Genomic DNA, 25,197 nt, shown 5'->3' with positions numbered 1-25,197 from the left:
CTAGGGCGGTCCCGCCGGAGCGCCGCGGGGGTTGCGCCCGAGGGGCGGAGGGGTTACCGGGCGCGCGGCCCGGCGACGCCCCGACCGGCGATCCCGCTGATCGGATGTCGCCCGCCCGGGTCACCCGCGGACGCCCGGCCGTAGGCTGACGCATGGCCTCCGACACCGCACCCCGAGACCCCGCCGCGCCCCTCTACCTCGACGTCGTCGACGGCTGGTGGCGCGCCGCCAACTACCTCTCCGTGGGGCAGATCTACCTGCTCGACGACCCGCTGCTCGAGCGCCCGCTCACGCGCGACGACATCAAGCCGCGCCTCCTCGGCCACTGGGGCACGACGCCGCTGCTCAACTTCGTCTACGCGCACCTCAACCGGGTCATCATCGAGCGCGACCTCGACATGATCTACATCGCCGGCCCCGGCCACGGCGGCCCCGGCATGGTCGCGAACGCCTACCTCGACGGCACCTACTCGGAGCTCTTCTCCGCGGCGACGCCCGACCGCGACGGCATGCGCCACCTGTTCCGCCAGTTCTCGTTCCCCGGCGGCGTCCCGTCGCACGCGGCGCCGGAGACGCCCGGATCCATCAACGAGGGCGGCGAGCTCGGCTACTCGCTCGTCCACGCGTACGGCGCGGCGCTCGACAACCCCGACCTCGTCGTGTCCTGCGTGATCGGCGACGGCGAGGCGGAGACCGCGACCCTCGCCTCCAGCTGGCACCTCAACAAGTTCCTCGACCCGGAGACGGACGGCGCCGTCCTGCCGATCCTCAACCTCAACGGCTGGAAGATCGCGAACCCCACGGTGCTCGCGCGCATCCCCGAGGAGGAGCTGCTCGCCCTGTTTACGGGCTACGGCTACGCGCCGCGCATCGTCTCCGGCGGCTTCGACGGCGAGGACCACCGCGCGGTGCACGAGCGGTTCGCGATCGCGCTCGGCGACGCGCTCGACGACATCACGCGGATCCAGCTGGCCGCCCGCACCGGCGGCAGCGAGGAGCGCCCGGCCTGGCCGATGCTGATCCTCCGCACCCCGAAGGGCTGGACCGGCCCGAAGGAGGTCGACGGCAAGCAGGTCGAGGGCACGTGGCGCGCGCACCAGGTGCCGCTCTCCGGCGTCCGCGACGACGAGGACCACCTCCGCCAGCTGCAGGAGTGGCTCGAGAGCTACCGCCCCGAGGAGCTCTTCGACCGCGACGGCCGGCCGACGCCCGCGCTCCAGCCCAACCGCCCCCAGGGCGACCGGCGGATGAGCGCCAACCCGCACGCGAACGGCGGCCTGCTGCGCCGCGACCTCGCGCTGCCGCCGCTCGAGGTCAACGCGATCGACCTGAGCGACGTCCGCGGCGTCATCGCCGAGCCGACCCGCGTGCTGGGCGGCTGGCTCCGCGACGTGATCGCCCGCAACCCGCTCGACTTCCGGATCTTCGGCCCCGACGAGACCGCCAGCAACCGGCTCGACGACGTCTACGAGGTCACCGCGAAGGCGTGGCAGGGCGAGGTGCTGCCGGTGGACGAGCACCTGGCGCACCAGGGCCGGGTAATCGAGATCCTCAACGAGAACCTCACGCAGGGGCTCCTCGAGGCCTACCTGCTCACCGGGCGGCACGGGCTCTTCACCTCGTACGAGGCGTTCATCCACGTGGTCGACTCGATGTTCAACCAGTACGCGAAGTGGCTCGAGTCGAGCTCGAAGGTGGAGTGGCGCCGTCCGGTCGCGTCGTTCACGTACCTGCTCTCCTCGCACGTGTGGCGGCAGGACCACAACGGCTTCTCGCACCAGGACCCCGGCTTCCTCGACCACGTCGTGAACAAGCGGGCCGAGATCGTGCGCGTGTACCTGCCGTTCGACGCGAACTCGCTCCTCGTGACCATGGACCACTGCCTCCGCGGCACCGACCTGATCAACGTGGTCGTCGCGGGCAAGCAGCCGACCGCGAGCCTGCTGTCGCTGGAGGAGGCGCGGGCGCACGGCGCGCGCGGCGTGGGCGTCTGGGAGTGGGCGGGCACCGAGGTGCCCGGGCTCGAGCCGGACGTGGTCGTCGCCTGCGCGGGCGACATCCCGACCGTGGAGGCGATGGCGGCGGTGCAGATCCTCAAGCGGGAGATCCCGCAGCTGCGCGTGCGCTTCATCAACGTGGTCGACCTGATGCGGCTGCAGGACTCGACGCAGCACCCGCACGGCCTCGACGACGGGTCGTTCGACGCGCTCTTCACGCGCGACAAGCCCGTCGTGTTCGCGTTCCACGGCTACCCGTCGCTCATCCACCGCCTCACCTACCGGCGCACGAACCACGCCAACATCCACGTGCGCGGCTTCGTGGAGCAGGGCGGCACGACCACCCCGTTCGACATGCTGATGCTCAACGACCTCGACCGGTTCCGGCTCGTGATGGACGTGATCCGCCGCGTGCCGCACCTCGAGACCACCTATGCGGCGCTGTCGCAGCGGATGGACGACGAGCGCATCGCGCACCGCGTGCACACGCGCCAGTTCGGGGAGGACATGGCGGACGTCTCGGGTGCGCAGGGGCTGCCGTTCGCGGATCCGGACCGGCAGACGGCGATCGACAACGGGGACGACAACGCGTAGCGGCCCGGCCGCCGCGGGCGCGGCCTCCGCTAGCCGGCGGTGGTGCCCGCGGCGTCGCCCGCGTCCGCGGCGGCCGGGCCGTGGTCGAACAGGCCGATCGCGTTGCCCTCGCTGTCGCGCACGTAGGCCCAGCGGTCCGTCTCGTTCAGCATCTGGATCCCGCCCATCGCGGATCCGCCGTGCGCCTCCACCTGCGCGACCGTCTCCTCGATGGAGTCGACGGTGATCACGATGGTGGGGTGCGGCACGTCCGCGCGCTGGTGGATGTCGCCGTTGATCCCGTCGTCCGAGCCGGTGATGATCATGCCCGCGTCCTCCCCCCACGGCTCGTACCGGAAGCCGAAGACGGCGGAGTAGAACGCGCTCGCGCGCGCCATGTCGTCGGCGGGGATCTCGAAGTGCTCCACAGCGGCCATGCGCCATGGTCCTGCTGGTGGGGAAAAGCTGTCAAGGGCGGTGGGGGGAGGGAGACGCGGACGAACACCGGCATCTCCCGCGGGCATCGCGACGGTCGACGCCCGGCGCTCTGCCCCGTCCCTGCTCCTCGGCGGCGATGCGCACGCGACCGGCCGATCGGGGAGGGCCGTGCCTCCCCGCCTGTGGGAGCATGGGACGCCGGCGTGCTGGACGCGGCCTTCCCGAGGAGTGCCTGTGCTCATCCCCGCCCGCGGCCCCCGGTCGCTCGGACGTCGATCCCGCCTGCTGCTGACCGGCTCGGCGCTCGCCGTCGCCCTGGTGCTGTCCGTCGTGGCCCCGCCCGCCGACGGCGCGGTCGCCGCGGCCCGGACCGCAGGGTCCGCGAGCGCACCCGTCTCGATCACGGCGGCGTCCGGGACGGCGGTCCCCTTCCTCCTGGCTCCGACCCCCACCATCACCGGCGCGGCGCTCCTGGGTCAGACGCTGACGGCCGTGCCCGGCACGTGGAAGCCCGCGGGAACCGCGCTCGCATACCAGTGGTTCGCGGACGACACGGCGATCCCGCAGGCGACGCGCAAGGCGTACACCGTGGTCGCGACGGACGTCAGCCGCGTGCTCACCGTGCGCGTCATCGCGAGCCGCGCGGGCAGCGCCACGACGGAGCGCCGCAGCCGGCCGACCGCGCCGGTCGCGCTCCCGCCGTTCCGGACGGCGCCGGTGCCGACGATCACCGGGCTCACCGTCATCGGCTCGACGCTCACCGCGAAGCCGGGTGGTTGGAACCCGAACCCCGTGCTCGGCTACTCGTGGACGCGGGACGGGGTCCTCATCGGCGGCGCGACCGCGGCGACCTACCGCCTGACCGCGGAGGACGCGGAATCGCGCGTCGCCGTCTCCGTCAGCGGCACCCGGACCGGCGTCCAGACGCAGTCCCGGACGAGCCTCCCCACCGAGGTCGTGGACGCCGCTCCGGTGCCGACGCCCGTGCCGACGCCGATCCCGGAGCCGAGCGGGGAGCCCACCGTCCCGCCCGCGCCCGCGCCCGCGCCGGAGCCGGAGCCGGCCCCCACGGCTCCCGCGCCGGAGACGCCGGCCGCGCCCACGACCGTCGCCCCCCGCATCATCGGGCAGGTCGTGGTGGGCAGCACCGTGCGCGCCGTGACCGGCACGTGGGCCCCGACCCCGACGCGCTTCCAGTACCGCTGGTTCCTCGACGGCGAGGCCCAGGCCGGGGAGACCGGCCCCACGCTCACGCTCCGCGAGGGCGCCCTCGGCACGAGGATCACCGTGGCCGTCACCGGCTCGTGGCCGGACCGTCCCGACATACCGCGCTCGACGTCCGGGTCCACCGGGCCGGTGACCGCGCCCGTCGGAGTCGCGGACGGCGTCGGCCACGACGTCGTCGTGATCATCGGGCAGTCCAACGCGCAGGGCGGCGGTCTCGGGTACGACCCCGCCGTCGACGTCCCCGTCGAGGGCCTCGACCAGCTCGTCGGCACCGTCGATGACCCGGACTGGGGCCGGGTCGTCCCCGCCGACGACAGCCTCAAGCACGTGACCACCTGGACGTCCGAGGCGCAGCCGAAGCTGGTCGGCCCCGGCATGACCTTCGGGCGCGCGCTGCGCGCGGACGCCGCTCCGGGCCGCCGGGTCCTCCTCGTCCCGGCCGCCCAGGGCGGCACCGGGCTCACCCGGGTCGACGCGGCCCAGAGGTACACCTGGGATCCAACGCCCGAGCCCGGATCCGCGGAGGAGGGCCTCGTGAACCTGTACGCGAACGCGACCACGCAGATCGACAACGCCCTGGCGCTCGACCCGGACAACCGGCTCGTCGCCATCCTCTGGGCGCAGGGCGAGTCCGACGCGCGCTCCATCGAGACCGCCGTCGACGCCGCGGGACGGGTCGCGGCGAAGGAGGAGTACGCCGACCGCCTGCTCGAGCTCGAGACCGGGTTGACGTCCCGGTACGGCGTCGTGCCGTTCCTGGTGGGCGCGATGGTCCCCGAGTGGACCGAGCTGCGCACGGCGCGGCAGGACATCGACGCCGTCCACCGCGGGCTCGCCGAGCTGCGGCCGGAGGTCGCGTACGTGCCCGGGGTCCGGGGCAGCGCCAACGAGGGCGAGGAGCACATCCACTACGACGCCGCCGGCGCGCGGGCCATGGGCCAGGCCGCCTACGCGGCGTTCCTCCTGAAGACGGGACGCTGAGGCGCGAGCGGCGGGTCGACGCCGTCCGCCGCGCGTACGTTCGAGGGGAGCCGCCACCCGGGCGGCGGGAACGCGAGGACACCATGCTCGGAGAGCACCCCGTCGGCGTCGTCCTGCTCACGCAGGACATGGCCGCATCACGCCGCTTCTACGCCGAGGCGCTCGGCCTGGAGGTCGCCGAGGAGTCCGAGTCGGCGATCACCTACCGGTCCGGCGGCACCGACCTCACGGTCACGACCAGCACGATCGGCTCGAAGGACGAGCAGACGAAGGCGTCGTGGAAGGTCCAGGACCTGCGCGCCGAGCTCGACCAGCTCGCCGAGCGCGGCGTGTCCCCGGAGGACTACGACACCGACGAGCTGCGGACAGTGGACGGCATCGCCGACCACGCCGGCATGTGGGCGGCGTGGATCACCGACCCCGACGGCAACTCGCTCGGCATCGAGCAGCCGAAGTAGCGCGCGCGGGCGCCGGGCACGGCTCGCGGCCGGCGTCCGCGGGGGTCTCCCGTACGGTGGGACGACCGTCCGCCGGACGGGATCCGACACCCCTCCGGAGGACCGCATGGCCGCATCCACCCGCCTCCTGGCGCCCCGCATCAGCGACCCGCGGCTGGACGACCTCGGCGACGGCGACCCGTCCGACCTCGACGCGCACGCGTCGTTCGAGCGGCTGCGCTTCGCCGACGCGGACCTCAGCGATGCGGACCTCGTCGACATCGGGTTCGAGGAGTGCGCGCTCGAGCGCATCCGCCTGCACGAGGCCGACCTCACGGCCGCGAGCCTCGTCGACGTGCTCGCCTCCCGCCTCGACGCGCCCGTGCTGAAGGCGCCCCGGATGCGGATGCGCGACGTGCGCCTCGAGGGCTCGCGGGTCGGATCCGCTGAGCTCTACGACTCCTCGCTCTCGTCGGTGCACATCACCGACTGCCGCCTCGGCTTCGTGAACCTGCGCGGCTCGAAGATCACCGACCTGCTGATCACCGACTGCGCCGTCGAGGAGCTGGACCTCCGCGGCACGTCCGGCATGCGCATCGCCTTCGCGCGCACCACCATCGGCACGCTCGACCTCGCCGACTCGAGCCTCACCCACCTCGACCTGCGCGGCGCCGAGATCCACGACCTCGACACCCCCGACGGCCTCCGCGGCGCCGTGCTCGACTCGAACCAGCTCACGGCGCTCGGCCCCGTCTTCGCCCGCCACTTCCGCGTGCGCGTCGAGGACTGAGCCGGCGGACCCCTGCTACGCCGTGGGCGGGATCGGCAGCTTGAACCCGACGTGCGAGCGCGCGTAACCGAGCCGCTCGTAGAACCGGTGCGCGTCGACACGTGCGGCATCGGACGTGAGCTGCACGAGCCCGGCGCCGAGGGCGGGTGCTGCCTCATCGGCGACCCACCGCACCATGGCGCCGCCGATGCCGGAGTACCGCAGGTCGCTCCGTACGCGCACGGCCTCCACCTGGAGGCGCGAGGCGCCTCGGCGGGCCATGCCGGGGATGAGCGTCAGCTGCATCGTGCCGACGTGGGCGCCGTCGGCTGAGGTGGCGACGAGCAGCTCGTTCCCGGGATCGGCGACGATGCGCCCGAGCGCGTCACGGTACCGGTCCGCATCGTCCGGATCCGCCCGGTCGCCCCGCGAGGCGCTGATCGGATCGTCGGCGAGCAGGTGCGTGAGGGGCCCGAGGTCACTGAGGCCCGCGCGGCGGAGGACGACGCCCGCGATGCGGGTCGCGAGCGGGACGGGGAGGGCGAGAGCATCGAGCACGTCACCCATCCTCGCGCCCCGCGCGCGCGACGACGCGCCGCCGGTCGGGGATTGGGTCCCCGACCGACGGCGCGTCGTGGTCGTGCGAGCGGTGGTGCCGGTGGTCCGGTCAGGCCGCTTCGGCGGACGCCGGGCGGGCGACGCAGCCGTCGGATCCGCCGACGGAGTCGGTGCCGGGGCCCGTAGTGGGTCCGTCCGCCGAGCCCTGCTCCCCGCCCGCGTTGAGGCGGGCGAGGTACCCGGCGAACGCGTCGAGGTCGGCGCGCGTCCAGCCGCCGAGTCCGCGGATGAGGCGGCTCCCGCCCTGGACGTCATCGGCCTCGATGCCCGCGCGGCCGGCCTCGGTGAGGGCGAGCACCCGCACCCGGCCGTCCTGCGCGTCGGCGCCGACCTCCACGAGGCCCAGCTCCTGGAGCTGACGCACCTGGCGGCTGACGACGCTGCGGTCGACGCCGAGCTGGTCGGCGACGGCGCTCGCGTGGGCACTGCCGCAGCGCCGGATCACCCGGAGCATCTTGTAGCCGATGGGCGCGAGGTCCGGGTGGATCCGGGCGGCGGCCTCGCGGCTCGTCGCCCGGATCCGCGCGGCGAGGGCGGTCATCTGCTCCTCGACCTCAGCGATGCCGGCGGCGATCCCCGGGGCGACGCCCGCGGCGTCCTGCGCGGCGTCGCCCCCGGCGGAGCGGTCCTCGTCCGTCATCGGCGGGAGTCGGCCCCGGCGTCCTCGGACTCGGGGAGCCGGATGGAGCCGGTCGGGTTCGCCTCGCCGGCCGGGGTGAGCGCGACGGCTCCGGCGGAGGCGCCGATGAGCGCGTCCTCGGCGTCCGTGCGGCGCACGTCCTGGCCGTCCGCCTGCGCGGCCGTGTCGCTCTTCAGCTGCACGGCGTTCTTGCTGCCGAGCTGCGCGTTGGGCAGGAAGATCACCGCGAGGAGGGACACGATCGCGAGCGGCACGCTGTAGAGGAACACGTCGCCGATCCCGATGCCGTAGGCGCTCTCGACGACGGTCCGGACCGCGGGGGTGAGCTGCGAGACCTGCGGGATGACGCCCGAGCCGAGCGCCTGCGCGGCGATGGCCTGGTCGGCCGGGGCGAGGGCGCGGATCCCGGCGGTGATCTCCGACGCGATGATCGTGCCGAGGATCGAGCCGAGCACGGAGACGCCGACGGTGCCGCCGAGGCTGCGGAAGAACGTGACGGCGCTGGTGGCGACGCCGAGGTTCTTCACCTCGATGGAGTTCTGCACGACGAGGACGAGGTTCTGCATCAGCATGCCGAGGCCCGCGCCGAGCACGAACATGTAGATGCCGACCAGCACGAAGTCGGTGTCGTAGCGGAGCGTGGAGAGCAGGGCCGTGCCGGCGACGACGAGGACGGCGCCCGCGATCATGATCGCCTTCCACTTGCCGCGACGGCTGATGAGGCTGCCGAAGACGGTGGACGCGATGAGGAGGCCCGCCATCAGCGGGATCGTGAGGAGGCCGGACTGCGTCGGCGTGGCGCCGCGCGACAGCTGCATGTACTGGGCGAGGAAGACCGAGGTGCCGAACAGCGAGATGCCGACCGCGAGGCTCGCGAGCACCGCGAGCGTGAAGGTGCGGTTGCGGAACATGGTGAGCGGGATGATCGGCTCGGAGACGCGGAGCTCGGTGACCACCGCGGCGATCAGCAGCACGACGGCGCCGGCGGCCATGAGGTACGAGGTGGCCGAGGCCCACTCGAACGCGTTGCCGGCCTGCGAGACCCAGATGAGCAGGAGTGAGACTCCCGAGGCGATGAAGACCGCGCCGAGGTAGTCGACGTGCACCGTGCGCTTCGGGTGCGACGGCAGGTGGAGGGTGACCTGCAGCAGGATGATCGCGATGATGGCGATCGGCAGCGCGATGAAGAAGTTCCAGCGCCAGCCGAACGCGTCCGTCACGACGCCGCCGAGGAGCGGGCCGCCGACGGTGCCGACGGCCATGACGGCGCCGAAGAGGCCGGCGTACCGGCCTCGGTCACGCGGGCTGATGATGTCGGCCATGATGATCTGGCTCAGCGCGGCGAGTCCGCCGGCGCCGAGGCCCTGGAGCACGCGGAAGGCGATGAGCGTCTCGGTGTTCTGCGAGAAGCCGGCGAGCGCGGAGCCCAGCACGAAGATCGCGAGCGCGAGCTGGATGAGCAGCTTGCGGTTGAAGAGGTCGGCGAACTTGCCCCAGAGCGGCGTGCTCACGGTGGTGGCGAGGAGCGTCGCGGTGACGACCCAGGTGTAGCCGGACTGGTCGCCCTTGAGGTCGCTGATGATGATCGGCAGCGACGTCGAGACGACGGTGCCGGCGAGGATCGAGACGAACATGCCGAGGAGGAGGCCCGAGAGGGACTCGAGGACCTGGCGCTTCGACATGGATCCGTCGGGGGAGACGGTGCGGCGGGGGGCCTTCGCGGGTGACGCGGCGGCCGGGTGGTGCTGGGACATGATCCTCCGGGTAGTTGACTACGAGCAACCATATGACTGTGGTGGACTGTTGTCAACTATCTCGGACCCGGGGATCCGCCCCGACCACTGAGGCCGCGCCGTCGGCGGGAGTAGACCGGAAGGGTGCGCCGGTCGGACGACCGGCCCCGATGCGAGGAGGAAACCCATGGTCGATTCGGTGGCGACGGTCTGGCTGCCCGTGCAGGACATGGAGCGCGCTGTCGCGTTCTACCGCGACACCCTCGAGCTCACGGTGCGGAGCCAGAGCGAGGACTGGAGCGAGATCGACGCGGACGGCCTGATGATCGGGCTGAACGCGCGCGAGGAGACGGGCGGCTCGAAGGGGGGCGGAGCGGTCATCTCGTTCACGCCCGAGGGGTCCATCGAGGACGAGCTCGAGCGGCTCCGCGGGCGCGGCGCCGAGATCACGGGCGAGGTCAGCGACCACGAGTGGGGCCGGATCCTGCCGTTCCAGGACAGCGAGGGCAACGACCTGCAGCTGTACACGCCGCCCGTCGGCGCCTGAGCGGCGGCCGCCGAGCGGTCGGCGGCCGGGCCGTCAGACGAGGGGCTCGAGGTCGACGTGCACGTCACCGCCGACCTCGAGCCCCTGCGCGTCGCGCACCGCGCGCTTGATCGGCAGGACCCAGGTCCCGTCCCCCTGCGGGAAGACGGAGGTGCGCCAGGTCGTGGTGCCGACGCGGACGCGCACGGGCACGGATCCGAAGCCGCGCCGGCCGGCCTCGCCGAGCTCGCGCAGCATGCCGCCGAGCTCCACGGGCACGGTCACCAGCGTCATGAACTCGCGTCGCGCCTCCCAGACCCAGAGCGGCGCGGTGAAGTCGAGCGGGAGGTCGTCGTGCATCCTCCGACCCTACGGGCGACCGCTCACCATCCGGCGCGGTCGGCGATGAGCGCCGCGACCTCCGCCGCCGTGCGCGACGTGGTGTCGACCGTCACGCCGCCGAGGTCGGCGCCCGCGAGGACGGCCGCGAGCTGCGGTGCGCGGGCCCGGTGCCAGGCGAGGCCCGAGGGATCTTCGGCGTGGCGGGAGCGGAGGCGGGCCTCCACGGCGTCGGCGTCGACGGTGAGCCGCACGAGCAGCAGGTCGCGGGCGCCGAGGGCGTCGGCGTAGCGCGGGACGTCGTCGGCGTGCTCCACGACGGCGGCGACGACGATCACCTCGGCGCCCGCCGACCGGTAGTTGCGGGACATGTCGCGGAGGTTCGCGAGCTCGAGCGCCTGCTGGAACGGGTCGGCGGGCGGTGCCGGGTGCAGGAGGCGGATCGCGTCCGCGTCGACGAGGGCATGGCGCCTGCCGCGCTCACCGAGGAGCGCGCCGAGCGCGTGCATCGTGGTCGTCTTGCCCGCGCCGACCGTGCCGGTGAGGAGCACGGCGTCGGTCATCCGCCCACCGTATCCGCGGTGCGACCCCTACGGGCGGGTCTCGTCGCGCACGTCGGTGTCCGCGGCCAGCGGGTCGAAGGCCGGGGCGTCGGCACCGCGGCGGCGGCGCTCCTGCACGCCGCGGTAGGTGCGGAACGCGAGCACCAGGAAGTACGCGCCCGCGGCGACGAGCCCGAGCACCTGGATCCACGCGGGCAGCCAGGCGAGGCGCCCGGACCCGGTCCCGGCGGAGAGGTCGTCCGCCGTGACCAGCATGGCGATCCCGAAGGCGAGGAACACCAGGCCGAAGGCGGCGGTGCCGATCGCGCGCGGCATCGTCGGCACCTGCGGCTCGCGGTCGGCCCGCTCCCGCGCCTTCCTCTGCACGAGGACGCGGACGGCGACGACCGTCGCGATGACGACGATGCCGATGAGGAGGAAGGGGAGGTCCATGCCTCCCACGCTAGGGATCGGCGGCGCGGACGCGCGGAGCGGCATGCCCCCAGGACGAGGCTGATGGGACACTGATCCCATGCCGAGGACAGGGGGGAGCGCCGGCCGCGCCCGTCGTCCCGGATCCGTCCGCGGCCGTGCCGTCCCGCTCGCGGACGCCGCCGGCCTCGCGGTCCTCGCGGTCCTCGCCGCGTTCGACCTGCTCGTGGTCCACTTCCGCTGGCCGGCGCTCGCGTTCGCCGCCGTGGCCGTGCTCGCGGTCCTCGCGCACCGGCACCGCGTGCCCGCGTGGATCACCGTCGCCGCGTCCCTGCTCCTCACCGCGGTCCTCGCCGTGATCCGGCCGGACAGCATGGGCTCGTTCGGCCTCGTGGAGCTGGCCGCGCTCCTGATCCTCCTCATCACCGTCGTCCGCGAGGCCGACGGCCCTCGCCGCGCGCGGTCGGTCGCCGCGGTGGCGGCGGCGGTCCTCGCGCTCCCCGCGCGGGTGCCGAGCCCGGACGCCGTCGTCTACGTGATCGTCCTCGCGCTCGCCGTCGTCAGCTGCATCGCGGTCGGCGGATCCCTGCGCACCGGCGACCGGGCGGCCGAGGCCCGCGTCGAGGTCGCCCGCCGCGGCGAGCGCGAGGCCATCGCCCGCGAGCTGCACGATGTGGTCGCGCACCACGTCACCGGGATCGTGGTGGTGGCGCAGGCCGCGCGCGCGACGTCCCCGCTCGACGTGGAGCGGGCCGCGCGCATGCTCGCGGACATCGAGGGCGCGGGCGAGCGTGCCCTCGAGGCCATGCAGCAGCTGGTGGGGGTGCTGCGGGCGGACGGCGGCGGATCCGCGCCGGTCGCGCCCGTCGCCGCGCTCGCCGACCTGCCCGCGCTGGTCGAGCGGTTCCGCGCCGCCGTGCCCGCGGCGGTGGACGCGCGCCTGCCCGAGGCCGCGGATCCGGCTGCCCGCGCCGTGGCCGACGAGGTGCAGGCGAGCGTCTACCGGATCGTGCAGGAGGGCCTGACGAACGTGCGCCGGCACGCTCCGGCCGCGCGGACCGTCGTGGTCGACGTGGCGCTCGCCGACGGCCGGGTGCGTGTGGAGGTCCGCGACGACGGCGGCGCCGGCGACCGCGATCTCGACGGCGGTTTCGGCGTGATCGGGATGGCCGAGCGGGCGCGCGCCCTCGGCGGCACGCTGCACGCGGGCCCGGACGGCGCGGGCTGGTCCGTGCGCGCGGACCTCCCGGCGGGGCGGCCATGACGATCCGGGTGGTGATCGCCGACGACCAGGCGATGGTGCGCGCGGGCTTCCGCATGATCCTCGACGCGCAGGACGGCATCGAGGTCGTCGCGGAGGCGGCCGACGGGGTGGAGGCGCTCGACGCCGTGCGCCGGCTCCGGCCCGACGTGGCGCTCCTCGACATCCGGATGCCGCGGATGGACGGGCTCGCCGTGGCCCGGGCGCTCGCCGACGACGCCGTGCAGGTCGTCGTCGTGACGACCTTCGACCTCGACGAGTACGTGCACCAGGCGCTGCAGCACGGCGCCGCCGGGTTCCTGCTGAAGACCGCGGGGCCTGCCCTCCTCGTGGAGGCGGTGCGCGCGGCCGCGGGCGGGGAGTCGCTCATCAGCCCGTCGGTCACGGTCCGGCTGCTGGCCGAGCTGGCGGCCGCGGGCGGATCCGGCGCGACCCGGCAGGAGGACGCCCGGCAGGCCGCGACCCGGCTCACGGCCCGCGAGCTCGACGTGGCGCGCCTCGTCGCGCGCGGGGCGACCAACGCGGAGATCGCGCAGGAGCTGTTCCTGTCGCTCGGCACCGTGAAGGCGCACCTCGCCGGGATCCAGGCACGGCTCGACGCGCGGAACCGCGTCGAGATCGCGGCGTGGATGTGGGCGCGCGGGCTCATGGCCGATCGGCCGTGATCCGCCCCTGATCGCGGCCGATCGGCCGATGCCCGGGCGGCCGCGCCCCGGGATCGTGGGGGGACATGACCGAGAACCCCGCTCCGCCGCCCGCGCCCGTCGCGCCGCCCACCCCCGCCGCGCCTGCCACCCCCGCCGCGCCTGCCGCCCGCATCGACGCCCTCGACGTGATCCGGGGCGTCGCGCTGTGCGGCATCCTCCTCGTCAACATCGGGCCGCTCGTGCACTTCGGCTACGAGACGGACCACCTGCCCGCGAACCTCGGCGACGCGAGCGGCTGGCTCCAGCTCCTCGTGCAGCAGCGCTTCTTCCCGATCTTCTCGCTGCTGTTCGGGATCGGCTTCTCGCTGTTCCTCGCCTCGGCCGCCCGCCGCCACCCGCGACCGCGCCTGCTGCTCCTCCGCCGGCTCCTCGTGCTGCTGCCCCTCGGGATCCTGCACCAGCTGGTGCACCCCGGCGAGGCGCTCCTCTTCTACGCGGTCTGCGGCCTCCTGATCCTGCTGCCGTCGTCGTCCCTGCCGCGCGGGGTGGTGGCCGGGCTCGCCGCGGTGCTGATCCCCGCGGCGCTGGTGGTCACGGGCGGCGGCATCCCGCTCATCCCCGGCCTCTTCCTCCTCGGCTCGGCGCTCGTGCGGTACGGCGTGGTGGCGCGCTTCCCGACCGCGGTGCGCGGCCCGGCGATCCTGTTCGCGCTCTTCGCCGCCGCGAGCGCCGTCTCGATCGCGTGGCAGCTGCAGGACCTCCCCGCGTCCGGCTTCAGCACCTCGTCCGCCGTCGCGGGCGCCGCGCTCGCGGGCGCCTACGTGACCGGTCTGCTCCTCCTCCTGCGCACACCCGTGGCCCCCGCCCTCCGCGCCGTCTTCGCGCCGCTCGGACGCACGGCGCTCTCCGGGTACGTGCTCGCCACCCCCGTCATGATCGCGATCGGCGCCCTCCTCGACCTGCCGCACAGCGGCTCGTGGGGCCTCCTGCTCGGCGCGGCCGTCGTCGTCCTCGCGGGGCAGTGGATCCTCACGGTCCTCTGGCTGCGCGCCTTCCGCCAGGGTCCGCTCGAGTGGCTGTGGCGCTGCGCGACCTGGGGCCGGTGGCTGCCGCTGCGGCGTGAGCGCGGCGGATCCGTCGCGCAGCCGACCGTCGTGGTTGCCGCCGCCGACCGCTGACGCTCAGCCGCTGATCGTGAGCAGGTCGGCCTCGAACGACGACGTCGACTCGGCGACGATCGCGAACGCGGCGTCGCCCGCGCGCACCGTCACCACGGACATGCCGGCCCACACCCGGTGCGGCTCCGCCGTGGTGGACGTGATGGCGTGCCGGAGGATCCGCAGGCGGTCGAGCGAGAGCGTGGGCGTGCTCCTGCCCATCACCTGGTCGCGGCGCGTGATCACCAGCAGCTCGCGCGGCGTGCAGGCCGCGACGGCGCCCGCGAGGCTCATGGGGCGGAGGCTGCGGATCGCCCCGATCAGGCCGGCGGCGGTCCGCCGGAGCGGGGTGCGGGGACGGGACGACAGGAAGCGCAGCTCCGCGTCCCCCGCGGACAGCCGCCAGTACTCGGACGCGACGCCGGCCTCCTCGACGCCGACCTCCACGCGCGGCGCGTAGGGCGAGCCCGCCGGCGTCGCGGGCGGCAGGGGGCAGCCGGCGGCGCTCGCGAGGCCCACGAGCAGCTCGACCAGGTGGGCCACCACGTCCGCCGACGCGCCGTTGTAGGGCACGGGCACGGCCGTGCCGTCGACGGTGTGCAAGGTGAGCAGCCCGTCGAGGAGGTCGACCCGGTCGCGCACGGCGACGAGGTCGGCGAACGGGAGGCGCTGCGTCGTGAACCCGTCGCCCGCGCGCGTCAGCACCTCGATCCCCTCGTCGCCCACGACGAGGAGGCGCTCGTACAGGTCCATGGTCGGATCCGTGTCCCGGCGCGCGATGTCCCGCGGCACCTTGAGCACGAGGCGCGCGCCGAAGGGGTCGACCCCGTGCGGCCGGAAGAGCCGGGGGACCTCGTCGTGGACGCGGACGATCTGGATCCAGGGCCCGAAGGCGTCGTGCTCGGCGGTTCTGGCGGGCGGGGTCACGCAGCGAACGTACCCCGGCGGACTCCGCGGACCGAGGGGAGGGGCGTGCCCTCTCCGGGGCGGCCGCCGTGCGCTGCGGCGGCCGCGGGGCGTCTCAGCCCTCGATGAGGTCGCGCTCCGGCGGCACGGCCGTCCACAGCTCGACGACCCGGCGGCCGAGCGCCCTCTCGAGGCCGCCGAGCGCCTTCACCACGAAGATCGTCGTGCGGGCGGGGGAGCCGGCCTTGGAGAAGCCCCGGTCGACCGCGCGCACCCACGTCTCGGCGGCGACCTTCGCGGTCGAGTAGTTCGCGCCGCCCGGGTAGGGGCGCTGCACGGCCGTGGAGGAGACGATGGCGAGGCGGCCCGCCTCCGACGCCTGCAGGTCGGCGTCGAAGGCGCGCGTGGTGTTGCGGAGCGTGGTGACGAGCCGCTCGTGCAGGAAGTCCCAGTCATCGTCCGTCTGACCGGCGAGGCCGTTGCCGCCGCGCCAGCCGCCGACCAGGTGGATGAGGCCGTCGACGCCGCCGAGGTCGGCGCGGATCCGGGCGGCCAGCTCGACGACGGCCGCGTGGTCGGCGAGGTCGCACACCTCGCGGCGGGACGCGTCGACGGCCTCGAGCCGCCCCGCGTCCGTGCCGACCGCGACGACGCGCGCGCCGGCCGCCGTCAGCTCGGAGCACACGGCGCGGCCCGCGGCGCTCGAGGCGCCCGCGACCACGACCACACGGCCGTCGACGCTCACGCGGCCTGCCCCGTGATCCCCGCGGTCGACCCGATCACGTCCCGCATCTTCCTCTCGAGCGCCTCGAAGAACATGCTCAGCGGGAACTCGTCGTCCAGCACGAGGTCGGTGAGGCCCTTGGGCGGCCCGTCGAGCGGCAGCGCGTCCGGCCCCTTCGCCCACACGGACGCGGGGTGCGGGGTCACCGTCTCGGTGACCATCGCGTACGCAGCCAGCCAGTGCGCGGTCTTCGGCCGGTCGATGGAGCGCCAGTAGAGGTCGTTCACCCGGTCGGCGAGGGCCACCACCACGTCGGCGACGTCGTCCCAGTCGATGGTGAGGCGCGTGTCGGTCCAGTGCAGGACGTGGTGCTGGTGCAGCCACGCGAACAGCAGCTGGCCGCCGAGGCCGTCGTAGTTCCGGACGCGGGATCCGGTGATGGCGAAGCGGAAGATCCGGTCGAAGATGACCGCGTGCTGCACCATGCCGGCGCGCTCCAGGAGGGCGTCGTCGGCGGCGGTGCGCTCGGCGGGATCCAGCGCGGCGAGGCGGCGCTGGATGGCGACGGCCTCGCGGAACGCGGTGAGGTCGCACCGCAGCTCCTCGATGGAGTAGAGGAAGAACGGCATCCGCTGCTTGATCATGAACGGGTCGAACGGCAGGTCGCCGCGCATGTGGGTGCGGTCGTGGATGAGGTCCCACATCACGAAGGTCTCCTCCGCGAGCCGCTGGTCGTCCAGCAGGCGGCGCGCGTCCTCCGGCAGCTCCAGCTTGGTGACCTCGGCGGCGTGGCGCACCACGCGGCGGAAGCGGGCGGCCTCGCGGTCGGCGAAGATCGCGCCCCAGGTGAAGGTCGGGACCTCGCGCATGGCGACGGTCTCGGGGAACAGCACCGCGGAGTTCGTGTCGTAGCCGGGCGTGAAGTCGACGAAGCGGATGGGGACGAACAGCGCGTTGCCGTAGTCGCCCGCCTCCAGATCCGCCACGAACTCCGGCCACACGACCTCGATGAGCACGGCCTCGACGAGCCGGCTCGCGCTGCCGTTCTGCGTCGTCATCGGGAAGACGACGAGGTGCCGGATCCCGTCGACGCGATCGCGCTGCGGCTGGAACGCGGTGAGCGAGTCGAGGAAGTCGGGGACGCCGAGACCGGCGTCGACCCAGCGGGAGAGGTCCCCGTCGAGTGCGGCGAGGTAGGCGGCGTCGTGCGGGAAGAGCGGGGCGAGCGCGCGGACGGAGTCGCGGATCTCCGTGATGCGCCGGGCGGCCTCCGCGTGGTCGGCGGGGTCCGGGACCGAGCCGTCCTTCGCCTGCATCGGCTGGAGCGCGACGGCGGCGGCCTTGAGGGCGAGCCAGGCGGGGGAGGAGGCGACGGTGCGCACGTCCTCGACGACCTCGGGCTCACCGATGACGGCTGCTGCGGCGGGTGCGGCGCTGGACATGGATCGACCTCCGATCGTGCGGGTGGCGTGCGGTTCCTCCACCGTAACGGCGGGATCGGCGCGGGATGTTGCCCGTCGAGCGGGTTCGGCGCGTGGATCCGGCCGGCGGCGCAGCTTCCGTGCGTGGATGACCGTCGGGTCAGTCGATGTCATCCCACGGCACGGGCGTCGTCGTCCCCGCCTCGTGATCCCGCCGGAGGATCCCGTAGCCGACCGAGTCGTGCGGCGCCGCGCCCGCGACGGGCCAGCCGTCGCGGTAGTGCGCCTCCTTCACGAAGCCCGCCGCGAGGAGCGTCCGCCGCATGGCCCGGTTGTCGTCGCGGGTCTGCCCCTCGAAGCGCGTCGCCTCCGGGTACGTCCGGAACACGTGGGCCGTCAGCGCCCGCAGCACGTGCACGCCGAGACCCCGGCCGCGGGACGCCTCGGCGAGGCGGAGGTCGAACATGATCCCCGGATCCTGGATGTCGTCGAGCACGACGAGGCCCACGCGCCCGGCTCCCGCGACGTCGACCCACAGCGCCTCGTGCTCCGGCGCCTGGAAGTCGCCGCCGGCGAGGCGCCGGTCGACGTCCGCGGCGGTCGGCCGCGGCGTCATGTGGAACGGGAACGCGTTCGCGGTGAGGAACGCGCGCAGGTCGTCGGCCTCCGCGGCCACGTCGACCGGGACGAGCCGCACCCCGGGATCCGCCGTCACCACGGCGGGCCCGCACAGGTCGAGCTCGCCGTCCCGGGGCGCGGGGAGGCGGCCGGGCCGGATCATGGCGGGCTCGTAGTCGAGGACCACGCGCTCGCCGCCCTGCTCGGTCCAGGTCGTGCCCGCGAAGGGGACGAAGCCCACGCTGGCGTAGAACGGCACCCGGGCGGGGGCGCAGATCAGCATCGTGAGGTCGGGCCCGCGCGCGTCGATCGCCTCGAGGGCCTGCTCGAGGGCGGCGCGCGCGTAGCCCCGACGGCGGAGGTCGGGCCAGGTCGCGACGCCGCCGATCCCGGCGAGCCGCACGGGCGCGCCGTCGAGCGTGCCGTCCCGGTGCACGATCCCGACCATCGCCGCCACGCGCCCGTCGGGGTCGCGCGCGATGGCGGTCTCGTCGGCCGCGGCCCAGGCCATGTCGCCGGCCGGGTCCCCGGGCTCCGGCGGGAAGGCGGCGTCGGCGAGGGCGACGGTCGCGGCGCGATCGTCGGGGGAGAGGTCGGCGGAGGGGTGCAGCTCGGTGGTCACGGGATCCTCGCGGTCGGGCGGGCCTCGTCGCCCGCCCTCCTCATTCTCCACGGGGCGGGGTGGACAGCGGTCGAACCCGCCCGCCTTCCCTTTCCGGGGAACGCGTGACGTCGTAGCTAATGGTGCTAGCTTGTAGCTAACGCGGTAAGCCACCGCGACGATCCGCACCGGGAGGCGCACATGACCGAGTACCTGACCGTCGACGGCGGCACCCTCGCCTACGAGCTGAGCGGCAGCACCGGCCCGCTCCTCGTCCTCGCCCACGGCATGGGCGACAGCCGGGAGGCGTACCGGTTCCTCACGCCCCTCCTGGTCGAGGCCGGCTACCGGGTCGCCGCGGTGGACCTGCGCGGCCACGGGGAGTCCAGCGTCGGATGGGCCGGCCACAGCCGCACCGACCTCGCCGGCGACCTCATCCGGCTCGTCGAGCACCTGGGCGGCCCCGCGGTCCTGGTCGGCCACTCCATCGCCGGCGGCGCCGTGACCATCGCCGCCGCGACAGCCCCGCACCTCGTCACCGCCGTCGTCGAGCTGGCGCCGTTCACCCGGAAGCAGTCGCTCTCCCTCGGCGACCTGCGGAGCCCGGCCTTCCGCCGGGGCATGCGCCACCTCCTGGGCACGACCCTGCTGAGCAGCTCGCGGCAGTGGCTGCGGTACCTCGACGTCGCCTATCCCGGCGTCCGGCCCGCCGACCACGCCGCCCGCCTCGAGCGGATCCGCGCGATGCTGGCCGAGCCCGGACGGATGGCGGCGCTCCGGGCCATGGGCTCGGGCACCCCGGCGGACGCCGGTGCGCAGCTGGCCAACGTCCGCTGCCCGGTCCTCGTGGTGCAGGGCGGCGCGGACTGCGACTGGGCCGACCCGCGGGCCGAGGGCGAGGCGATCGTGGCCGCCCTGCCCGCCGGTCTCGGTCGCCTGGAGGTCGTCGAGGGCGCCGGGCACTACCCGCACACGCAGTACCCTGCCGAGGTGGCGACCGCGATGACGACCTTCCTGGCGGGCGCGCGTGCCTAGGGCCGGCCTCGACACGGCCTCGGTCGTCGCCGCCGGCGCCGACCTCGCCGACGAGATCGGCCTCGCCGAGCTGACCATGGGCCGGCTGGCCGAGCGGGTCGGCGTCCGCACCCCCTCCCTCTACAAGCACGTCGCCGGCCAGGACGACCTGACCCGGCGCATCGCCGCCCGCGCCCTCGACGAGGCCGCGGACGCGATCGGCGCCGCCATCCAGGGGCGCGCGGGCCGCGACGCCCTGCGGGCCGCCGCTCGCGCGCTCCGCGCGTTCGTCCTCGCCCACCCGGGCCGGTACGCCGCCACCGTCGGCGTCGAGGTCACGGGCCCCGAGGATCCGATCGCCGTCGCGTCGGCGCGCGGACTCGAGCCCTTCGTCGCGGTGCTCCGCGGCTACGACCTGCCGGAGGCCGACGCCACCCACGCGCTGCGGGCGCTCCGCAGCATCTTCCACGGCTTCGCCACCATCGAGGCCGGCGGCGGCTTCCAGTGGGGCACCGCCACGGACGAGAGCTTCGACTGGCTCATCGACATGGTCGACCTCGGCCTGCGCGCGAAGCCGGGGGCGTAGCGCCGCTCCCGCTCCCGCCCGCCGCATGCGGCCTGCGCGTCACCGGGGTCGGCGGCCAGCCGCGGGGCGGACCTGGAAGGCCACGAAGGCGCTCGCGGCGAACAGGGCGCCGAGGGTGATCGGGACCCACGCGGCGATCGCGGGATCCGTGCCGAGGGCGGACGGGATGATCAGGATCAGGGCGGCACCTGATGCGACCATGAGGATGAACGAGGCGAGGAATCGCCCCATGGTGCGTCTCATCGCGGCGCCGCCTCAGTTGAAGCAGCCCATGACCGCTGCGATCGAGGCGCCGCCCACGACGGCGAACCCCCCGATGCAGGCGGCGCAGACGACTGCCGTCGGCGGCGTGAACGGGACGGAGCACGAGCCCCCGCAGAGGACCAGGATGACGCCGGCGACGATGGCGCTCACGCCGAGGACCGCCGCGAGGCATGTCGTGGGGTCGGCTGAGGCGGCGCTGGCCGACGCGTCGGCGAGGGACCCGGTCGGCTGGGCGGCCGGATCCAGCGCCGCGGAATGCACGAGCGCCCCGTCGCGGTAGGTGGTCACGTCCAGGCCCCCGTCCTCGCGTTCGACCACCGTCGACTCGGAGTACTGCGCCAGTTCGCCGCCCTCATCCACGATGTAGGTCAGGTTGCTGGGCTGCACGAGGCCGGCGCCGACGAGGGGGAAGGTCACGGACGTGGCCGTCGCGCCCTCGACGTCGATGGCGTAGACCTTCACGCCCTCCCGATCCACCGCGGTGGTCGGGGTGTGCTGCGTCGCTCCCGCGGCCTGCGCCAGCGCGGCGGCCCGCGCGGCCGTGTCGTCCGCTGCGGCTCCCTCGAGCCGGACCATCTCGGGCCCGGCGGCCGGGGCGGCGGCGTCGCCGGTCCCGGCGGCGCACTCCGTCACGGCGGAGGCCTGCCCGCCATCGGGCGCCGCGGGCGCCGGTGCCGTGGCCGCGGAAGCCGGGCCCGCGCTCATCATCACCGCGACGAACGCGGCGGCGACGGTCAGCAGACCGCCGGTGTGGTTCCTTCTCGCATGTGCATCGAACGTCATCGTTCTCGCCTTCCTGCGTGGAGGGCCTGCCTCCCGGAGGCGTGGAGCCTTCCGGGGTGGCGGGTCCATCGAAGCCGGTCCGTGGATGTGCGCCGAGATGCGTCTGGACGGCGCTGGTGTCGGACCGGTGGTGCGCCCCTGCATCGTCGCCCATGTCGAATGCGACGAGTCGATGCCGACGTGAGGGGAACGCTCCACCTGATCGTCGGGGAAGTCAATGCCAGCGCCCCCGGCCGGACGGTCGCCCCGGCAGGGCCCCTTCCTGGGACACATTGCACTCGTGGCCTGTCAGTGCAAAGATGCACTCCGTGACTGATGGTGCAACGGGACTCCGCGAGCGACGGCGCAAGGAGACCTCCGCCCGGCTCGCGACGCTGGCGCGGCGGCTCACCGCCGAGCGCGGCCTCGCCGGCTTCACGATCGAGGAGGTCTGCGAGCAGGCGGGCGTCTCCCGCCGCACCTTCTTCAACCACTTCGCCTCCAAGGAGGACGCGCTGCTCGGGCGCTCCTCGCGCCTCGACACCGCGGACCTCGAGGAGGCCTTCGTGGCCGCCGGCGACCCGCGGGATCCGGCGCTCTCGCCCACGCTCCTCGGGGACCTCGCGGAGCTGTGCCTCGCCCGCTGGTCCCGGCTCGAGATCGACGGCACCGCGCTGCAGGACATGCACGCGGCCATGCGCCGGGAGCCCGGCCTCCTCATCCGCGCCATCGAGGCGTCCGTGGAGGACGAGGACACCGACGCGGTCCTCGTCGAGCGGCGGGAGGGCCTCACGCGAGGGGACCTCCGCGCGGCCGCCGTCGTGCAGATCGTCGCCGCCCTCGCACGCGCGAGCGGCCGCGAGTACCTCGCCCCCGGCAACTCCGACCCCATCGACCTGATCCTCCGGCGGCGCCTCGACGCCGCCCGCGAGGTCATGCCCACCACCACCGCAGCCCAGCCCGAACGGACCCCATGACCGCCACCGCCCCCGCGCCCCTCCTGCTCACGCAGCGGCGCATCTGGATCATCTTCTCGGCGCTCATCGCCGGCATGCTCCTGTCGAGCCTCGACCAGACCATCGTCTCCACCGCGATGCCGACGATCGTCGGCGAGCTCGGCGGCGTCGACCACCAGGTCTGGATCACCACGGCCTACCTGCTCGCCACCACGATCGTCATGCCCATCTACGGCAAGTTCGGCGACGTGCTCGGCCGGCGGAACCTCTTCCTCGCGGCCATCGCGATCTTCACGCTCGCCTCGGTCGGCTGCGCGTTCGCGGGCGACTTCTGGTCGTTCGTGGTGTTCCGCGCGGCGCAGGGCCTCGGCGGCGGCGGGCTCATGATCCTGTCGCAGTCGATCATCGCCGACATCGTGCCGGCCAACCAGCGCGGCAGGTACCTCGGTCCGCTCGGCGGCATCTTCGGCCTCTCGGCCGTCGGCGGACCGCTCCTCGGCGGCTTCTTCGTCGACCACCTCACCTGGCAGTGGGCGTTCTACATCAACATCCCCATCGGCATCGCGGCGTTCGTCGTCGCCTTCGTCACGCTGACGCTGCCGAGCAAGAAGGCCACCAAGCGGATCGACGTGGCCGGCGTGGTGCTGCTGTCGATCGCCACCACGTGCCTCATCTTCTTCACCGACTTCGGCGGGGACAAGGCCTACGGCTGGGGATCCCTCGCCACTTGGGCGTGGGGCCTCGGGCTCGTGGTCGCGGCGTCGCTCTTCGTGTTCACGGAGTCGCGCGCGGACGACCCGGTCATCCCGCTCAGCCTCTTCCGGAACCCCGTGTTCGTCAACGCCACCGCCATCGGCCTCGCGCTCGGCATCGGCATGTTCGCGGCCATCGGCTTCGTGCCGACGTTCCTGCAGATGTCGACCGGCACCTCCGCCGCGGTCTCCGGGCTGCTGCTCCTGCCGATGATGGTGGGCCTCATCGGCATGTCGATCGTGTCGGGCATCCTCATCAGCCGCACCGGCCGCTACCGGATCTTCCCGATCGTCGGCACGCTCCTCACCATGCTGGCGCTCGTGCTCATGACGTCGCTCACCGCGCAGACGCCCGTCTGGCTGATCTGCGTGTTCCTCTTCGTCTTCGGGCTGGGGCTCGGCCTCATCATGCAGGTGGTCGTGCTCGTGGTGCAGAACGCGGTGCCCGCCGCGCAGATCGGCACCGCGACCAGCACGAACAACTACTTCCGCGAGGTCGGCGCCGCGCTCGGCACGGCCGTCTTCGGCACGCTGTTCACGACGCGGCTCACCGAGAACCTCACGGGCGTCTTCGCGGGCGCTGGCGCGGCCCCGGGCGACGCGGCGGCCTCGGCCAGCAGCATCGACCCGCAGACGCTGAACGCGCTGCCCGACGCGGTGCGCGACGGGATCGTCGACGCGTACGCCGACGCGCTGGCGCCCGTGTTCTGGTACCTCGTGCCGTTCATCGGCATCGCGTTCGTGCTCTCGCTCTTCCTCAAGCAGATCCCGCTGTCGGACGTCGCAGGGCTCGTTGCCCGCGGCGAGGCGGTCGGCGGCGAGGAGGCCGAGCGGCTCGAGGCGGAGCAGCGGGCGGGCACCCGTCCCGGCGCGCAGCCGGCGCAGGTGACCGGACCGGACGCGGCGGACGACGCGTCGCGGATCGCGGTCCCGTCGAGCGACGCGCGGGACGGCTCCGGCAGCTGACCGACGGATCCTCGGGGATGTCCACCCGTTGACACCGCCGCGCGCGGCTGGTCGACTCCCCGTAGGGCCGCCGTCTCCTCGCGGAGGCGGCGGCCCTTCCCTGTCCCGTCGAGCACCATCGGAGGTCGCCGTGAGCGCGCCCATCGTCATCACCCGCACGTTCGCGGCCCCGCGGGAGCGCGTCTTCGACGCGTGGATCACGCCGGCCGACTTCTCGGCCTGGTTCGGCACCGCCGCCGTCGAGGTCCCGCTCGACGCCCTGCACATGGACGTGCGCGAGGGCGGCGCCTGGAACGCCGTGATGCTGCTGCCCGACGGCTCCTCCATCCTCTGGGCCGGGCACTACGTCGAGCTCGACCGCCCGTCGCGCATCGCCATGACCATGACGGACGTGCCCGACGAGCCGGCGGGGGACCCGATCGAGGTCGACTTCGAGCAGGTCGCGGGCGGGGCGACGCGCATGACCCTGACCCAGACGGCGGGCGAGTTCACGGCCGAGCAGCGCGAGATGACGATCGAGGGCTGGAGCTCGTTCTTCGACGTGATGGAGGGGCTGGTCGCGCCCTAGTCGCGCGACGAGCGACCCGCTCTGCTCACGTGCGCGGCAGCGCCCCCAGGAGCGCCGACGTGATCGCGATCCGCAGGGCGTCCCGCGGCTCCAGGTGCAGGGCGGCGAGCGCGGGCTCCGCGGCGTAGGCGGCGACGAGGCTGGCCGGCGGCGGCGCGTAGGCCGCCAGTGCGCCCGCGGTCACGAGGCTCATCAGGCAGAACAGCTGCGCACCGTCGCCGAGCTCGGGCAGGTGGCGGGACACGAGGTCGGTCATGGTCGCGAGCCGCGCGAGCGACGACCGCTTGTGCCGCGTGACGACCTCGACCGACACGTTGTGCTCCAGCACGCCGCCCTGCGCGCCGAACAGGTCGCACAGCACGGGCCGGTCCGCGAGCGAGCGGCTGAGGATGTCCGCCAGCTGCCGGGCCCGGACGTCCGATGCCGCGCCCGCGTCGACGCCCGCATCGAGGTCCTTCGCGAGCTCGGCGAGCCAGCTCCCGAGGAAGTCGTCCAGCAGCTCGAGCAGCACCGCCTCGCGCGACTCGAAGTACCGCAGCACGTTCGACTTAGCGAGGCCCACCCGGCGGCTGAGCTCGTTCAGCGACAGGTCGGCGACGGGCATCTCGCGGAGCATGGCGACGGCCGTGTCGAGGATCGCGCGACGACGGATCTCCCGTTGCTCCTCGCTCCGTGCCCGCTGGAATGTCACCCGCCCATCCTAGGAGAGACCGCCGGTCCCTTGACATGAGACCGGTGGTCT

The 25,197-nt window shown here is 74.0% G+C and carries 27 protein-coding genes; 13 read left to right on the top strand and 14 right to left on the bottom strand.

Annotated elements, in window-relative coordinates; genetic code table 11:
- Nucleotides 1-152: 152 nt before the first annotated feature.
- Nucleotides 153-2,591 (top strand): phosphoketolase, encoded by a 2,439-nt coding sequence (locus tag QFZ62_RS08695; protein ID WP_307504341.1) that lies wholly within the window; start codon nucleotides 153-155, stop codon nucleotides 2,589-2,591.
- Between the two features lie 29 nt (nucleotides 2,592-2,620).
- On the opposite strand, the gene QFZ62_RS08690 is transcribed toward QFZ62_RS08695, so the two are convergent.
- Nucleotides 2,621-3,007, bottom strand: coding sequence for a VOC family protein (locus QFZ62_RS08690; protein WP_307504339.1), 387 nt, complete (start codon nucleotides 3,005-3,007; stop codon nucleotides 2,621-2,623).
- 235 nt (nucleotides 3,008-3,242) lie between these two features.
- Between QFZ62_RS08690 and QFZ62_RS08685 the strand changes: the two genes are divergently transcribed.
- The 3 genes from QFZ62_RS08685 (at nucleotide 3,243) to QFZ62_RS08675 (ending at nucleotide 6,443) form a co-directional block, all read left to right on the top strand.
- The gene (locus QFZ62_RS08685; protein WP_307504336.1) at nucleotides 3,243-5,216 is read left to right on the top strand and encodes a sialate O-acetylesterase; all 1,974 of its coding nucleotides are present in this window, start codon (nucleotides 3,243-3,245) and stop codon (nucleotides 5,214-5,216) included.
- An 83-nt stretch (nucleotides 5,217-5,299) separates the two neighbouring features.
- Nucleotides 5,300-5,674 carry a VOC family protein gene (locus tag QFZ62_RS08680; RefSeq protein WP_307504333.1) on the top strand — a complete coding sequence of 125 codons (375 nt, stop codon included), beginning with the start codon at nucleotides 5,300-5,302 and terminating at the stop codon, nucleotides 5,672-5,674.
- Between the two features lie 106 nt (nucleotides 5,675-5,780).
- A complete protein-coding gene (locus tag QFZ62_RS08675) occupies nucleotides 5,781-6,443 on the top strand; it encodes a pentapeptide repeat-containing protein (RefSeq protein WP_307504331.1) in 663 nt (220 codons plus the stop codon).
- A 15-nt stretch (nucleotides 6,444-6,458) separates the two neighbouring features.
- Here QFZ62_RS08675 and QFZ62_RS08670 read toward each other — a convergent pair whose 3' ends face one another.
- From QFZ62_RS08670 to QFZ62_RS08660, 3 genes are all read right to left on the bottom strand, one after another.
- Nucleotides 6,459-6,980, bottom strand: a complete 522-nt coding sequence (locus tag QFZ62_RS08670; protein ID WP_307504328.1) for a GNAT family N-acetyltransferase — start codon at nucleotides 6,978-6,980, stop codon at nucleotides 6,459-6,461.
- Between the two features lie 109 nt (nucleotides 6,981-7,089).
- Nucleotides 7,090-7,680: a MarR family winged helix-turn-helix transcriptional regulator gene (locus tag QFZ62_RS08665; RefSeq protein WP_307504326.1), complete on the bottom strand. Its 591-nt coding sequence runs from the start codon at nucleotides 7,678-7,680 to the stop codon at nucleotides 7,090-7,092.
- Nucleotides 7,677-9,434, bottom strand: a complete 1,758-nt coding sequence (locus tag QFZ62_RS08660) for an MDR family MFS transporter (protein ID WP_373425949.1) — start codon at nucleotides 9,432-9,434, stop codon at nucleotides 7,677-7,679. Before QFZ62_RS08660 ends, QFZ62_RS08665 begins: the two co-directional genes overlap by 4 nt.
- A gap of 166 nt (nucleotides 9,435-9,600) precedes the next feature.
- Here QFZ62_RS08660 and QFZ62_RS08655 point away from each other — a divergent pair, with 166 nt between their 5' ends.
- Nucleotides 9,601-9,960 carry a VOC family protein gene (locus tag QFZ62_RS08655; protein WP_307504323.1) on the top strand — a complete coding sequence of 120 codons (360 nt, stop codon included), beginning with the start codon at nucleotides 9,601-9,603 and terminating at the stop codon, nucleotides 9,958-9,960.
- 33 nt (nucleotides 9,961-9,993) lie between these two features.
- Here QFZ62_RS08655 and QFZ62_RS08650 read toward each other — a convergent pair whose 3' ends face one another.
- Genes QFZ62_RS08650 through QFZ62_RS08640 form a run of 3 tightly spaced genes read right to left on the bottom strand, consistent with a single transcriptional unit; the run spans nucleotide 9,994 to nucleotide 11,273 of the window.
- Complete coding sequence (locus QFZ62_RS08650) at nucleotides 9,994-10,299, bottom strand: DUF1905 domain-containing protein (protein WP_307504321.1); 306 nt, start codon at nucleotides 10,297-10,299, stop codon at nucleotides 9,994-9,996.
- 23 nt (nucleotides 10,300-10,322) lie between these two features.
- Nucleotides 10,323-10,841 (bottom strand): zeta toxin family protein, encoded by a 519-nt coding sequence (locus QFZ62_RS08645; protein ID WP_307504318.1) that lies wholly within the window; start codon nucleotides 10,839-10,841, stop codon nucleotides 10,323-10,325.
- Nucleotides 10,842-10,868: 27 nt separating this feature from the next.
- Entirely contained in the window at nucleotides 10,869-11,273 is a 405-nt protein-coding gene (locus QFZ62_RS08640) for a hypothetical protein (RefSeq protein WP_307504316.1), read from the bottom strand.
- Nucleotides 11,274-11,352: 79 nt separating this feature from the next.
- Here QFZ62_RS08640 and QFZ62_RS08635 point away from each other — a divergent pair, with 79 nt between their 5' ends.
- The 3 genes from QFZ62_RS08635 to QFZ62_RS08625 all read left to right on the top strand — a co-directional run bounded on the left by QFZ62_RS08635 (nucleotide 11,353) and on the right by QFZ62_RS08625 (nucleotide 14,338).
- A complete protein-coding gene (locus QFZ62_RS08635; RefSeq protein WP_307504313.1) occupies nucleotides 11,353-12,516 on the top strand; it encodes a sensor histidine kinase in 1,164 nt (387 codons plus the stop codon).
- Entirely contained in the window at nucleotides 12,513-13,178 is a 666-nt protein-coding gene (locus tag QFZ62_RS08630) for a response regulator transcription factor (protein ID WP_307504311.1), read from the top strand. Before QFZ62_RS08635 ends, QFZ62_RS08630 begins: the two co-directional genes overlap by 4 nt.
- A gap of 65 nt (nucleotides 13,179-13,243) precedes the next feature.
- Nucleotides 13,244-14,338: a DUF418 domain-containing protein gene (locus QFZ62_RS08625; RefSeq protein WP_307504308.1), complete on the top strand. Its 1,095-nt coding sequence runs from the start codon at nucleotides 13,244-13,246 to the stop codon at nucleotides 14,336-14,338.
- A gap of 3 nt (nucleotides 14,339-14,341) precedes the next feature.
- Here QFZ62_RS08625 and QFZ62_RS08620 read toward each other — a convergent pair whose 3' ends face one another.
- The 4 genes from QFZ62_RS08620 to QFZ62_RS08605 form a co-directional block, all read right to left on the bottom strand.
- Entirely contained in the window at nucleotides 14,342-15,244 is a 903-nt protein-coding gene (locus tag QFZ62_RS08620; protein WP_307504305.1) for a hypothetical protein, read from the bottom strand.
- Nucleotides 15,245-15,338: 94 nt separating this feature from the next.
- On the bottom strand, nucleotides 15,339-15,968 hold the full coding sequence (locus QFZ62_RS08615) for an SDR family oxidoreductase (RefSeq protein WP_307504302.1): 630 nt from the start codon (nucleotides 15,966-15,968) through the stop codon (nucleotides 15,339-15,341).
- The gene (locus QFZ62_RS08610; RefSeq protein WP_307504297.1) at nucleotides 15,965-17,389 is read right to left on the bottom strand and encodes a DUF6421 family protein; all 1,425 of its coding nucleotides are present in this window, start codon (nucleotides 17,387-17,389) and stop codon (nucleotides 15,965-15,967) included. Before QFZ62_RS08610 ends, QFZ62_RS08615 begins: the two co-directional genes overlap by 4 nt.
- A gap of 139 nt (nucleotides 17,390-17,528) precedes the next feature.
- A complete protein-coding gene (locus tag QFZ62_RS08605; RefSeq protein ID WP_307504293.1) occupies nucleotides 17,529-18,608 on the bottom strand; it encodes a GNAT family N-acetyltransferase in 1,080 nt (359 codons plus the stop codon).
- Nucleotides 18,609-18,788: 180 nt separating this feature from the next.
- Between QFZ62_RS08605 and QFZ62_RS08600 the strand changes: the two genes are divergently transcribed.
- Nucleotides 18,789-19,622 carry an alpha/beta fold hydrolase gene (locus QFZ62_RS08600; protein WP_307504291.1) on the top strand — a complete coding sequence of 278 codons (834 nt, stop codon included), beginning with the start codon at nucleotides 18,789-18,791 and terminating at the stop codon, nucleotides 19,620-19,622.
- A complete protein-coding gene (locus tag QFZ62_RS08595) occupies nucleotides 19,615-20,187 on the top strand; it encodes a TetR/AcrR family transcriptional regulator (RefSeq protein ID WP_307504288.1) in 573 nt (190 codons plus the stop codon). Before QFZ62_RS08600 ends, QFZ62_RS08595 begins: the two co-directional genes overlap by 8 nt.
- 39 nt (nucleotides 20,188-20,226) lie before the next feature.
- Here the strand turns inward: QFZ62_RS08595 and QFZ62_RS08590 are convergent, their stop codons facing one another.
- Together QFZ62_RS08590 and QFZ62_RS08585 are read right to left on the bottom strand one after the other, a co-directional pair.
- Complete coding sequence (locus QFZ62_RS08590; RefSeq protein WP_307504285.1) at nucleotides 20,227-20,430, bottom strand: hypothetical protein; 204 nt, start codon at nucleotides 20,428-20,430, stop codon at nucleotides 20,227-20,229.
- A 12-nt stretch (nucleotides 20,431-20,442) separates the two neighbouring features.
- Nucleotides 20,443-21,234, bottom strand: coding sequence for a hypothetical protein (locus tag QFZ62_RS08585; protein ID WP_307504281.1), 792 nt, complete (start codon nucleotides 21,232-21,234; stop codon nucleotides 20,443-20,445).
- 299 nt (nucleotides 21,235-21,533) lie between these two features.
- On the opposite strand from QFZ62_RS08585, the gene QFZ62_RS08580 reads away from it, so the two are divergent.
- The 3 genes from QFZ62_RS08580 to QFZ62_RS08570 all read left to right on the top strand — a co-directional run bounded on the left by QFZ62_RS08580 (nucleotide 21,534) and on the right by QFZ62_RS08570 (nucleotide 24,455).
- On the top strand, nucleotides 21,534-22,190 hold the full coding sequence (locus QFZ62_RS08580) for a TetR/AcrR family transcriptional regulator (RefSeq protein ID WP_307504279.1): 657 nt from the start codon (nucleotides 21,534-21,536) through the stop codon (nucleotides 22,188-22,190).
- The gene (locus QFZ62_RS08575) at nucleotides 22,187-23,887 is read left to right on the top strand and encodes an MDR family MFS transporter (RefSeq protein WP_307504277.1); all 1,701 of its coding nucleotides are present in this window, start codon (nucleotides 22,187-22,189) and stop codon (nucleotides 23,885-23,887) included. Before QFZ62_RS08580 ends, QFZ62_RS08575 begins: the two co-directional genes overlap by 4 nt.
- 130 nt (nucleotides 23,888-24,017) lie before the next feature.
- The gene (locus QFZ62_RS08570) at nucleotides 24,018-24,455 is read left to right on the top strand and encodes an SRPBCC domain-containing protein (protein WP_307504274.1); all 438 of its coding nucleotides are present in this window, start codon (nucleotides 24,018-24,020) and stop codon (nucleotides 24,453-24,455) included.
- A 25-nt stretch (nucleotides 24,456-24,480) separates the two neighbouring features.
- Here QFZ62_RS08570 and QFZ62_RS08565 read toward each other — a convergent pair whose 3' ends face one another.
- Entirely contained in the window at nucleotides 24,481-25,146 is a 666-nt protein-coding gene (locus tag QFZ62_RS08565) for a TetR family transcriptional regulator (protein WP_307504272.1), read from the bottom strand.
- Nucleotides 25,147-25,197: the final 51 nt, after the last annotated feature.

This window comes from Clavibacter sp. B3I6, assembly GCF_030816895.1.
Classification (GTDB): domain Bacteria; phylum Actinomycetota; class Actinomycetes; order Actinomycetales; family Microbacteriaceae; genus Clavibacter.
The sequence above is the reverse complement of the archived record's forward strand: the minus strand, read 5'-3'. Positions and strand labels throughout refer to the sequence as shown.

Bases quoted from the DNA above. Each gene is read 5' to 3' on its own strand.
- QFZ62_RS08680 (WP_307504333.1), top strand. From the start codon at position 5,300: ATGCTCGGAGAGCACCCCGTCGGCGTCGTCCTGCTCACGCAGGACATG.
- QFZ62_RS08665 (WP_307504326.1), bottom strand. From the start codon at position 7,680: ATGACGGACGAGGACCGCTCCGCCGGGGGCGACGCCGCGCAGGACGCC.
- QFZ62_RS08645 (WP_307504318.1), bottom strand. From the start codon at position 10,841: ATGACCGACGCCGTGCTCCTCACCGGCACGGTCGGCGCGGGCAAGACG.
- QFZ62_RS08695 (WP_307504341.1), top strand. From the start codon at position 153: ATGGCCTCCGACACCGCACCCCGAGACCCCGCCGCGCCCCTCTACCTC.
- QFZ62_RS08575 (WP_307504277.1), top strand. From the start codon at position 22,187: ATGACCGCCACCGCCCCCGCGCCCCTCCTGCTCACGCAGCGGCGCATC.
- QFZ62_RS08650 (WP_307504321.1), bottom strand. From the start codon at position 10,299: ATGCACGACGACCTCCCGCTCGACTTCACCGCGCCGCTCTGGGTCTGG.
- QFZ62_RS08640 (WP_307504316.1), bottom strand. From the start codon at position 11,273: ATGGACCTCCCCTTCCTCCTCATCGGCATCGTCGTCATCGCGACGGTC.
- QFZ62_RS08580 (WP_307504279.1), top strand. From the start codon at position 21,534: ATGCACTCCGTGACTGATGGTGCAACGGGACTCCGCGAGCGACGGCGC.
- QFZ62_RS08625 (WP_307504308.1), top strand. From the start codon at position 13,244: ATGACCGAGAACCCCGCTCCGCCGCCCGCGCCCGTCGCGCCGCCCACC.
- QFZ62_RS08585 (WP_307504281.1), bottom strand. From the start codon at position 21,234: ATGACGTTCGATGCACATGCGAGAAGGAACCACACCGGCGGTCTGCTG.
- QFZ62_RS08655 (WP_307504323.1), top strand. From the start codon at position 9,601: ATGGTCGATTCGGTGGCGACGGTCTGGCTGCCCGTGCAGGACATGGAG.
- QFZ62_RS08610 (WP_307504297.1), bottom strand. From the start codon at position 17,389: ATGTCCAGCGCCGCACCCGCCGCAGCAGCCGTCATCGGTGAGCCCGAG.
- QFZ62_RS08635 (WP_307504313.1), top strand. From the start codon at position 11,353: ATGCCGAGGACAGGGGGGAGCGCCGGCCGCGCCCGTCGTCCCGGATCC.
- QFZ62_RS08675 (WP_307504331.1), top strand. From the start codon at position 5,781: ATGGCCGCATCCACCCGCCTCCTGGCGCCCCGCATCAGCGACCCGCGG.
- QFZ62_RS08590 (WP_307504285.1), bottom strand. From the start codon at position 20,430: ATGAGACGCACCATGGGGCGATTCCTCGCCTCGTTCATCCTCATGGTC.
- QFZ62_RS08600 (WP_307504291.1), top strand. From the start codon at position 18,789: ATGACCGAGTACCTGACCGTCGACGGCGGCACCCTCGCCTACGAGCTG.
- QFZ62_RS08630 (WP_307504311.1), top strand. From the start codon at position 12,513: ATGACGATCCGGGTGGTGATCGCCGACGACCAGGCGATGGTGCGCGCG.
- QFZ62_RS08690 (WP_307504339.1), bottom strand. From the start codon at position 3,007: ATGGCCGCTGTGGAGCACTTCGAGATCCCCGCCGACGACATGGCGCGC.
- QFZ62_RS08660 (WP_373425949.1), bottom strand. From the start codon at position 9,434: ATGTCCCAGCACCACCCGGCCGCCGCGTCACCCGCGAAGGCCCCCCGC.